This window comes from Cellulosimicrobium sp. 22598 (assembly GCF_052044445.1).
GTDB lineage: Bacteria > Actinomycetota > Actinomycetes > Actinomycetales > Cellulomonadaceae > Cellulosimicrobium > Cellulosimicrobium cellulans_G.
The window spans coordinates 23,356-32,386 of sequence record NZ_JBQEMZ010000013.1 but is presented as its reverse complement, the minus strand read 5'-3'; the positions used below and the strand labels follow the sequence as shown (position 1 = coordinate 32,386).

At 78.0% G+C, this 9,031-nt stretch carries 5 protein-coding genes; all 5 read left to right on the top strand.

Going from position 1 to position 9,031, the window contains the following annotated elements; genetic code table 11:
• Positions 1–114 precede the first annotated feature (114 nt).
• Genes ACTJIY_RS14720 through ACTJIY_RS14700 form a run of 5 tightly spaced genes read left to right on the top strand, consistent with a single transcriptional unit; the run spans position 115 to position 8,999 of the window.
• The gene (locus ACTJIY_RS14720) at positions 115–1,251 is read left to right on the top strand and encodes an ATP-binding protein (RefSeq protein ID WP_253050236.1); all 1,137 of its coding nucleotides are present in this window, start codon (positions 115–117) and stop codon (positions 1,249–1,251) included.
• On the top strand, positions 1,242–3,746 hold the full coding sequence (locus ACTJIY_RS14715) for a DUF5682 family protein (RefSeq protein WP_440674524.1): 2,505 nt from the start codon (positions 1,242–1,244) through the stop codon (positions 3,744–3,746). The genes ACTJIY_RS14720 and ACTJIY_RS14715 overlap by 10 nt, the downstream gene beginning before the upstream one ends.
• Positions 3,743–4,987 carry a VWA domain-containing protein gene (locus ACTJIY_RS14710; protein WP_440674525.1) on the top strand — a complete coding sequence of 415 codons (1,245 nt, stop codon included), beginning with the start codon at positions 3,743–3,745 and terminating at the stop codon, positions 4,985–4,987. Before ACTJIY_RS14715 ends, ACTJIY_RS14710 begins: the two co-directional genes overlap by 4 nt.
• The gene (locus tag ACTJIY_RS14705) at positions 4,984–7,305 is read left to right on the top strand and encodes a hypothetical protein (RefSeq protein WP_440674526.1); all 2,322 of its coding nucleotides are present in this window, start codon (positions 4,984–4,986) and stop codon (positions 7,303–7,305) included. The genes ACTJIY_RS14710 and ACTJIY_RS14705 overlap by 4 nt, the downstream gene beginning before the upstream one ends.
• Complete coding sequence (locus ACTJIY_RS14700; RefSeq protein ID WP_353709013.1) at positions 7,302–8,999, top strand: bifunctional 3'-5' exonuclease/DNA polymerase; 1,698 nt, start codon at positions 7,302–7,304, stop codon at positions 8,997–8,999. Before ACTJIY_RS14705 ends, ACTJIY_RS14700 begins: the two co-directional genes overlap by 4 nt.
• Positions 9,000–9,031 lie beyond the last annotated feature (32 nt).

Genomic DNA, 9,031 nt, shown 5'->3' with positions numbered 1-9,031 from the left:
GGTGCGGGCGCCGGGTGGCGGCGCCCGCACCGCCCGTCGTGTGGGACGCGGCTCCTACGCTGACCTGCAGGACCACGGGCACGGCGCCCGCGACCCGACGAAGGAGGAGCCCGGGTGACGAGCACGACGACCGGTGACGCGCAGGTCGCGGCCGGAGGACCGGGCGAGCTGCGGCCGCCCGCCGAGGTCCGGTACGCCGACGAGCTCGCGGCGCTCGCCGCGGCGGACGCGCGCCGGGGCGCCGACGTCCCGCCCGGGTGGCGCCTGAGCCCCCGTGCGGTGCGCGCGTTCGTCGTGGGCGACGCGGAGCTCGGCGTGAGCCGCAAGTTCTTCGGCGACGACCCGCTCGTCGACCGCGCGGTCGTGTCGCTGCTGGGCCGGCAGGGGCTCATGCTCGTCGGCGAGCCGGGCACCGCGAAGTCGCTCCTGTCCGAGCTGCTGGCCGCGGCCGCGAGCGGCACGTCGACGCTCACGGTCCAGGGCACCGCGGGCACGAGCGAGGACCACGTGCGGTACTCGTGGAACTACGCCCTGCTCATCGCCGAGGGGCCGAGCGAGCGCTCGCTCGTCCCGTCGCCGGTCTTCCGGGCGATGGAGAGCGGGCGGATCGCGCGGTTCGAGGAGATCACGCGCTGCGCGCCCGAGATCCAGGACACGCTCGTGTCCGTGCTCTCGGAGAAGCAGCTCATGGTCCCCGAGCTCGGCGCCGACGCGCGCGTCGCGGCGCGGCCTGGGTTCAACGTGCTCGCGACGGCGAACCTGCGCGACCGCGGCGTCCACGAGATGTCGGCGGCGCTCAAGCGCCGCTTCAATTTCGAGACCGTCGCGCCCATCCGCGACCGCGCGTTCGAGATGGAGCTCGTCGAGAGCCGGCTGACGGCCGAGCTCGGCCCGGCCCCGGAGCGTCCGCGGCTCGACCGCGACGTGCTCGAGGTGCTCGTCACGGTCTTCCAGGACCTGCGCACGGGCACGACGGCGAGCGGCGCCCCGGTCAAGCGGCCCGAGACGGTGATGTCGACCGCCGAGGCCGTGAACGTCGCGGTCGCCGCCTCGCTCGAGGCCCGCTACCTCGGCGACGGCACGGTGACCGCGGGCCAGGTCGCGCGCCAGGTGGGCGGCGTGGCGCTCAAGGGCGACGAGGAGGACGCGCGCCGCCTGCGGCACTACGTCGACAACGTGGTGCGCGAGCGCGCGCGCTCGGACGCGCGGTGGAAGGACTTCCTCACCGCGGCGGGCGACCTGTGGCGGTAGCCCCGCGCGCGGCGTGGGACGCCGCGCCGCCCCGGCTGCGGCAGGCGGCCCGCGACCTCGTGACCCTGCGCGAGCGCGACGGCGTGCACCTGGTCGGCGTGCGCCACCACAGCCCCGCGTGCGCGGTCGCCGTCGCCGCGCTGGTCGAGGAGGTCCGGCCCGCGGTCGTGCTCGTCGAGGGGCCGGAGGAGTACACGCGCCTCCTGCCCGCGCTGCTCGACGAGCGGACGGTCCCGCCGGTCGCCGTCCTCAGCCTCGCCGGCGACCCCACGAACGGGGCGGGAGGAGTCGCGCGCGGCGCGGGGTTCTACCCGCTCGCGCGGTACTCGCCCGAGTGGGTCGCGCTCCGGGCGGGACACGCCCTCGGCGCCGGGCTCGCGTTCGTCGACTCCCCGTGGGGCGCGCGGCAGGCGGAGGACGACGACGAGGGCCCGGCGGCCCGCACCGTCCTCGCGGAGCGGCACCTCGCGCACTCCCGCACGGTCGCGCGGATCGCGGAGCGCCTCGGGTGCCGCGACCACGACGAGCTGTGGGACCACCTGTTCGAGGCGCGGGACACCGCGCGCCTGCGCGACTGGCGCGAGCTCACCGACGACGTGTTCGCGTGGGCGGCCCTCGCCCGCCTGGACTACGAGGACGAGGCGCTCGTCGCGGACGGGTCGCTCGACCGGGAGGCGCGGATGTCGGCACGCGTCGCCGAGCACGCGGCGCGCGCGGCCGGACCGGTCGTCGTCGTGACGGGCGCGTTCCACACGCTCGCCCTCGTCGAGGCGCTGACCGGGAGCGCGAGCGGCGAGGCGGTCGTCGCGCGCCGCCCGGCGGGCGGGTACGGCGACCTGGCCGACGCGCCCGCGTGGCTCGTGCGGTACGACGACGAGCGGCTCGACGCGCTGCGCGGGTACGGCGCCGGCATGCCGACGCCCGGGTACTACGACCGTCTCTGGGCCGCGCACCACGACGCGGGCGGTCCCGCGGGCGCGGCGAACGCCGTCCTCGTCGACGTCGGGCGGGGGGCGAGCGAGCGGGGCGCGCTCGTGAGCGTGGCGCAGTCGCAGGCCGCGGTCGAGCACGCGCATCGGCTCGCGGCCCTGCGCGAGCGGCCGTGGCCCTGCCGCACCGACCTGCTCGACGCGATCACGTCCTGCTACGTCAAGGACCCCGACGACCTCGACGCGGCGGGCGACCGGCCGCTCGGGCTCGCGGTCGCGGAGGTGTTCGCCGGGCGCGCGCTCGGCGACGTGCCGCCCGGGGGTGCGTCGCCGCCCCTCGTGGAGGAGGCACGCGCACGCGCGCGGGCGCTGCGCCTCGACGTGTCCGACTCCGTGCCGCGCACCGTCCGGCTCGACGCGCGCCGTCGTGCCGCGCACCGCGACCGGCGCCGGTTCCTCGCGCTGTGCGCGTTCCTCGAGCTCGGGTTCGCGCGCCGGGTCTCCGGCCCCGACCACGTGGCCGGACGCGGGCTCGGCCTCGTGCTCGAGGAGTGGGAGTACGCGTGGACGCCCCTCGTCGAGGCGCGGCTCGTCGAGCTCTCGCACCGCGGGGCGACGCTCGACGCCGTCGCCGTCGCGCTGCTCGACGACGCGCGCGAGCGGGCGCGCGAGGAGCGGTCGAGCGACGCGGTGGCGCGACTCGTCGCGCAGTGCGTCGTGGTGGGTCTGCCCGACCGGCTGCCCCCGCTGGTCGCGCTCGTGCGTGCGACGCTCGACGTCGACCCGTCGCTCGCCTCGGTGGTCGCGGGTATGCGCCGCCTCGTCGGGCTGTGGCGCGCGCGCACCGAGCTCGAGCTCGGTGAGCACGCCGAGGCGCTGCTCGACCTCGCGGAGCAGGGGCTCGCCACGGCCGCCTACCTCGTCCCGGACCTCGCCTCCGCGGACGAGGCGACGCAGGACGACGCGCTGGCGAGCCTCGTCGCGCTGCGCTCGCTGGTCCGCGACCTGCGCGACGCCGGCCGCGACGGCACCGGCTCGGCCGCGGAGTCCGTCGCGCGGGCGCTCGTGCACGTGCGGGAGGACGACGACGCGTCGCCCGCGGTGCGCGGCGCGCTCACGGCGTTCGCCGCCGTCGACGACGAGCTGGACGACGAGCCCGGCGGTGACGGCCTCGTCACGCGCGTCCGGGCGCACCTCGCCCCCGGCGCGGACCCGGTGGCGGCGACGGCCTTCCTCGGCGGCGTGATGCGGGCCGCGCCCGACCTCCTGCTCCACACCCCGGAGATGCTCGACGCCGTCGACGACGGCCTGCGCGGCCTGGACGAGGACGCGTTCCGTGCCGTGCTGCCCGACCTGCGTCGCGCCTTCACCTGGCTGCGGCCCACCGAGACGCACCGGCTCGCGGAGCGCGTCGCGGCGCGGACCGGGACGAGCGCCGCCGCGCTGGACCGGCACGTCGACGTGACCGAGGACGACCTGCGCGCCGGGCTGCTCGTCGAGCGCGAGCTCGTCGCGGTCCTGGAGCGCGACGGCCTCGGCGCCTGGACTCGCGGGGGAACGTCGTGACGGCCGCGGGTGTCGGCACGGCGGACGTGCCGGACGCGACGTCGGCCGGGACCCCGCGCGACGGCTCCGGACCCGGTGCGGGGATACCCGCCGGGAGCCCCGCAGACGATCAGGAGGCGGCGCGCCGGTGGCGGCTCGTGCTCGGCCGGTACGCCGGCGACACGTTGCCCGTCGCACCGCAGGACCAGGGCCTCGACCGGACGCTCGGTCACCTGTACGACCGTGAGTACACCGCGCGTGGGCACCGGCACGGCGACGGCGACGACGCGCGCGCCGGGCGCGGCGGCGGGGGGCGCGGGGGCTCCGTCGTCGCGGGCCTGGACTGGCTCGAGTCCGCGCGCGAGCTGTTCCCGCGCGAGACGTTCGAGCGCATGCAGGTCGAGGCGGTGGGCCGCTACGGGATGACGGAGCTGCTCGCGGACCCCCGCGCCGTCGAGGCGGTGGAGCCGAGCACGGAGCTCGCGTCCGCGCTGCTGCGTGCTCGGGGCAGGCTCGGGCCCGGGGTGCAGGACGGTCTGCAGCGGCTCGTCGCGCGCGTCGTGGAGGACGTCGTGCGGCGGCTGCGGCCGCGCTTCGAGACCGCGGTGGACGGTCGCCGCGACCGGTCGCGGCGCTCGTTCGTGCGGTCGAGCCGCACGTTCGACGCGGCCGCGACCGTGCGCGCGAACCTCGGGCGCTGGGACCCGGAGCGGCGGCGCCTGCTCGTCACGGACCTCCGCTTCTCGGCGCGACGCCGGCGTGCGCTGTCGTACGACGTGGTCCTGCTCGTGGACCAGTCCGGCTCGATGGCCTCGTCGGTGCTGTACAGCGCGGTGAGCGCCGGCATCCTCGCCGGCCTGCCCGGGATCACCGTGCGGCTCGTGCTGTTCGACACGTCGGTCGTCGACATGTCGCACCTCGCGCACGACCCCGTGACGGTGCTCCTCACCGCACAGCTCGGCGGGGGCACGGACATCGCGCGCGCCGTGCGCTACGCGGAGCAGCACGTGCGCGACCCGCGCCGGACCGTCGTGGCGCTCGTCAGCGACTTCGAGGAGGGGGGTTCCGTGTCGCAGCTCGTCGCGAGCGTCGGGCGGCTGCACGCGTCCGGTGTGCGGCTGCTCGGCCTGGCCGCCCTCGACGGCCAGGCGAATCCGGCGTACGACCGCGGCGTCGCCCGGCGGCTCGCGGAGCAGGGCATGGAGATCGCGGCGCTCACCCCGGAGCGCTTCGCGGAGTGGCTGGGGGAGGTGCTCCCGTGAGCGGTACCGGGCCCGGCCCCTGGGCCGCGGTGTACGCGGGGTACGACGACGCCGCGCTCGCCACCCTCGCCAACGCCGGCCTGGTCCGTCGCGCACGCAAGGACGTCGCCGCGGGGAAGGTGGAGGTGATCGAGCTGCGCGGGGACGGGGCCGCGCTGTCGGTCGGGGGCGCGCGCGTCGAGCTCGACGCGCGCGGTCCTGCGGGTGCGCGGTGCGGGTGCCCGACCGCCGGCGTCTGCCAGCACGTGGTGGCCGCGTGCCTGTGGGCGCGCGACGCGGGGGCCGCGCCGGTGGAGGCGACGACGGCCGAGCCGATCGAGGAGCCGATCGAGCCGGTCGAGCCGGTCGTGACGGTCCGTGACCGGACGGCGGCGGTGCGACCGACGGCCGACGCTCCCGCCGACGCCGACGCCGACGCCGACGCCGATGCCGATGCCGATGCCGATGACGGTCCCGATCCCGGGGCCGTCCGCGCGCGTCTCGGTCGAGCCGACGCCGGTTCGGCGGGTCCGGCAGCGCAGCGCGCCGGGACGGGCGCGCCACCGCAGCCAGACCCTGGTCCTCGTGCCGCGTCGGGCGCCGATCCGCTGGGGGAGATCCTCGCGCTCGACCCGCGGGCGGTGCACCGGGCCGCCGGTGCCGCCGTCGTGCGCGCGGTCGCCCGGGAGAAGCGGGAGCGGGCCGAGGACCCGACGCGCGGCGGCACGACGGACGTGACGGTGGACGGTCCTCGTGCGGTGGTCTCCTGGCCCGACGCCCCGCGCGTCACCTTCGTCGCGGGGGCGGGCTTCGCCGGGATGCTCGTCGAGCGCGAACGCGTTGCCTCCCCGACGGCGCGCGCGGCGGACGACCGACGGTGGCGGCTCGAGGCGCTCGCCCGCGTCTGGGGTGCGCACGGCCGTGCCTGGCCGTGGCCCGAGGAGGCGGCTGAGGCCGCGCCGCGCGCCGCCGGGGTGCCGGACGCGCGGACGGTCGCGGACGAGGTCGCGCGCACCGTCGAGCGCGTGCTCGACGTCGGGCTCTCGCACCTCGGCCGCGACGACCTGGAGGAGCTGCGCGGCGCCGGCGTGCTCGCCCGGCTGGGGCGCCGGCCCGCGGTGCAGCGGCTCGTCACGTCCGCGGTCGGGCGGCTCGAGGCGCTCGCGGACCGCCGCGACGCCGTCGACGAGGAGGAGTGCCTGCTCGCGCTGGCCGAGCTGTGGGCGTTCGTGCGGGCCGAGCCCGCGCCGGACGCCGCGGCGCCGGACGAGCGCGTGACGGACCTCCCGCACCTCCTCCCGCTCGGGGCGCGCTGGTGGGTCGCCGCGTCGGGGGCGCGGGGCGTCACCGTGCATCTGTGGGACGGCGCCGAGGGGCGCGCGCGGACGGTCACGACCGGGCGACCGCCCGGGGCCGACCCGACGTTCCGCCGCTCGTGGGACCTCCCGCTCGTCTGGGGGCGCTCGGTGGAGGCGCTCTGCCGCGGCCCGTTCGCCCTGCGGGGTGCGACCGAGCGTGCCGGGGCGCTGCGCCCGGGCGAGGGCCCGGTCGTCGAACCGTGGGGGCGGTTCGACGCCGACGCGCTGCGCGAGGTCGCCGACCGGACCGCGCGGACCGACGCGCGGGAGGAGGTGGGCTTCGGCCGGAGGCCGGCGGTGGTGCGGGTCGTCATGGTCCGGGACGCCGGGTCGGTCGGCGTCGACGAGGTCGCGCAGGAGATCACCTGGACCCTCGTCACGGCGGACGGCACGCCGACCGTCGTGCGCGTCGACGCGGCCGACGAGGCGGCCTGCGACACCCTGCTCGGGGTGGCGGCGGGGAGCCGCCGGCTCGTCGCCGTCGCGGTCGAGCACGATCTGGAGTCCGGCGGGTCCGAGGCCGTCGGCCTGTTCGTCGAGCGTCCCGGGGGAGGACTCCGGCTCGTCGTGCCGACGCTCACGCCGGCCTACGACCACCGCGCCTGGTCGAGCGCGTGGACCCGGCTGCGCGCTCGCGTCCGTGCGCTGCGCGGGCGAGCCGCCACCCAGGTGCACGAGGTCGCGGTACCGGCCCCCGTCGAGGACGTCTGCGGCACGGTGCTCGACGCCGCCGTGGCGCTCGCGGCCACCGGCCGACGGCACCTCAGTCCGCACCAGGCGGCCGCCCTCGCGCGCGCGGCGCGGACCGCGGACGACCTCGGAGCCCCGACCCTCGCGGGTGCGGTGGCGCTCGTCGCCCACGAGCCCGACGCCGCACGCCTGCTGCGGGCGGCGCTCGTCGCCTCGCGGGGCCGCGCCCTCGCACGGGTCGTGGGCTCGTCCCGCGAGCCCCGGCCGGACCAGCGGGCGGTGCGCGCATGAGCACGTACGCCGTCCACGTCGGGTCGCCCGAGCACGGTCGGGTCGAGCACGTCGTCGACGGTCCGGCGGAACCCGTCCGCGAGACGTGGGACGACACGAACCGGTGGTATCCACGGCTCCTCGCCGAGGGTCGGCGCGTCGAGCGGTCGCACGACCTGCGCCTGTCCCACGTGGTGCTGCGGCGCTCGCAGCTCGCCGCGGGATCGGCGCTCGCACGGCGCGACCCGGGTCCGTGGGACGCGCTCGCCGCAGTGCCCGCGGGCCGCGAGCCGACGGCGGCGCCGCGGCCCGTCGGCCTGTTCGAGCTCGGAGCCGAGGCCGTGCCGCGCGTCGAGCTCGACACGGTCGCGGAGCTGCGCGACCAGCTCGCGGCGGTCGACGGGGCCGACGGACCGGGCGGCCCGGGACGGCTGCGGATGCTGCTCGCCGCCGAGTCGGCGGGCGCGCTCGTCGCCGCGGAGATGCACCACGCGGGCGTCCCGTGGCGCGCCGACGTGCACGACGCGATCCTCACGGACGCGCTGGGCCCGCGACCGCGTCCCGGCGAGCGCCCCGCGCTCATGGAGGGCCTCGTCGCGCGCATCCGCGCGGCCCTCGACGCGCCGCCGACCCTCAACCCGGACTCGCACCCGGACCTGCTGAAGGCGTTGCAGTACGCGGGCGTCGGCGTGCGGTCGCTGCGCAAGTGGGAGCTCGAGCGCGCGGACCACCCCGTCGTCGCGCCGCTGCTCGAGTACAAGAAGCTCTCGCGGCTCTTCACCGCGAACGGCTGGTCCTGGCTCGACACCTGGGTGCACGACGGGCGGTTCCGCACCGAGTACGTCGTGGGCGGCGTCGTCACGGGTCGCTGGGCGTCCAGCGGCGGCGGGGCGCTCCAGCTCCCCCAGCAGGTGCGCCGCGCGGTGGTCGCCGACCCGGGCTGGAAGCTCGTCGTGGCGGACGCCGCGCAGCTCGAGCCGCGCGTGCTGGCCGGGCTCGCGCACGACGAGCGCATGGCGGCGGCCGGTCGCGGGGGCGACATGTACGCGGGCATCGTCGCGTCGGGGGCGGTCGCGACGCGCGACCACGCGAAGGTCGGGATGCTCGGGGCGATGTACGGGGGCACGACCGGTGACAGCGCGCTCGTCCTGCCGCGGCTCGCCAAGGCGTTCCCCGACGCGATCGGCCTCGTGGAGCGTGCCGCGCAGGCGGGCGAGCGCGGCGAGGTCGTGTCGACCCTCCTCGGCCGGAGCTCGCCGCGCCCCGGCGAGTCGTGGCAGGCGGCCCAGGAGGGTGCCTACGCGGTCGAGGAGGGCGGCGCGGACGACGCCGAGAGCGGCCGGACGGGCGCGGACGCGCAGGCGCGCGCCCGGTCGTACACCCGCGCGTGGGGCCGGTTCACGCGGAACTTCGTCGTGCAGGGCACGGCCGCCGAGTGGGCGCTGTGCTGGCTCGCCTCGATCCGGCGCCGGCTGTGGGAGCTGCCCCTCGCCGCGGCCCCGGGCGCCGCGCCCGCGCCGTTCGCCGACCGGGCGCACCTCGTGTTCTTCCTCCACGACGAGGTCGTCGTGCACGCGCCGGCCGAGCTCGCCGAGGCGGTGGCCGACGAGGTCCGCGCGGCCGCGGCGGAGGCAGGACGCCTCCTGTTCGGGGAGTTCCCGGTCGACTTCCCGCTCACCGTCGCGGTCGTCGACCACTACGCCGAGGCGAAGTGAGGGTCGGGCGACGGGCCGCGGCGGACCCGTCG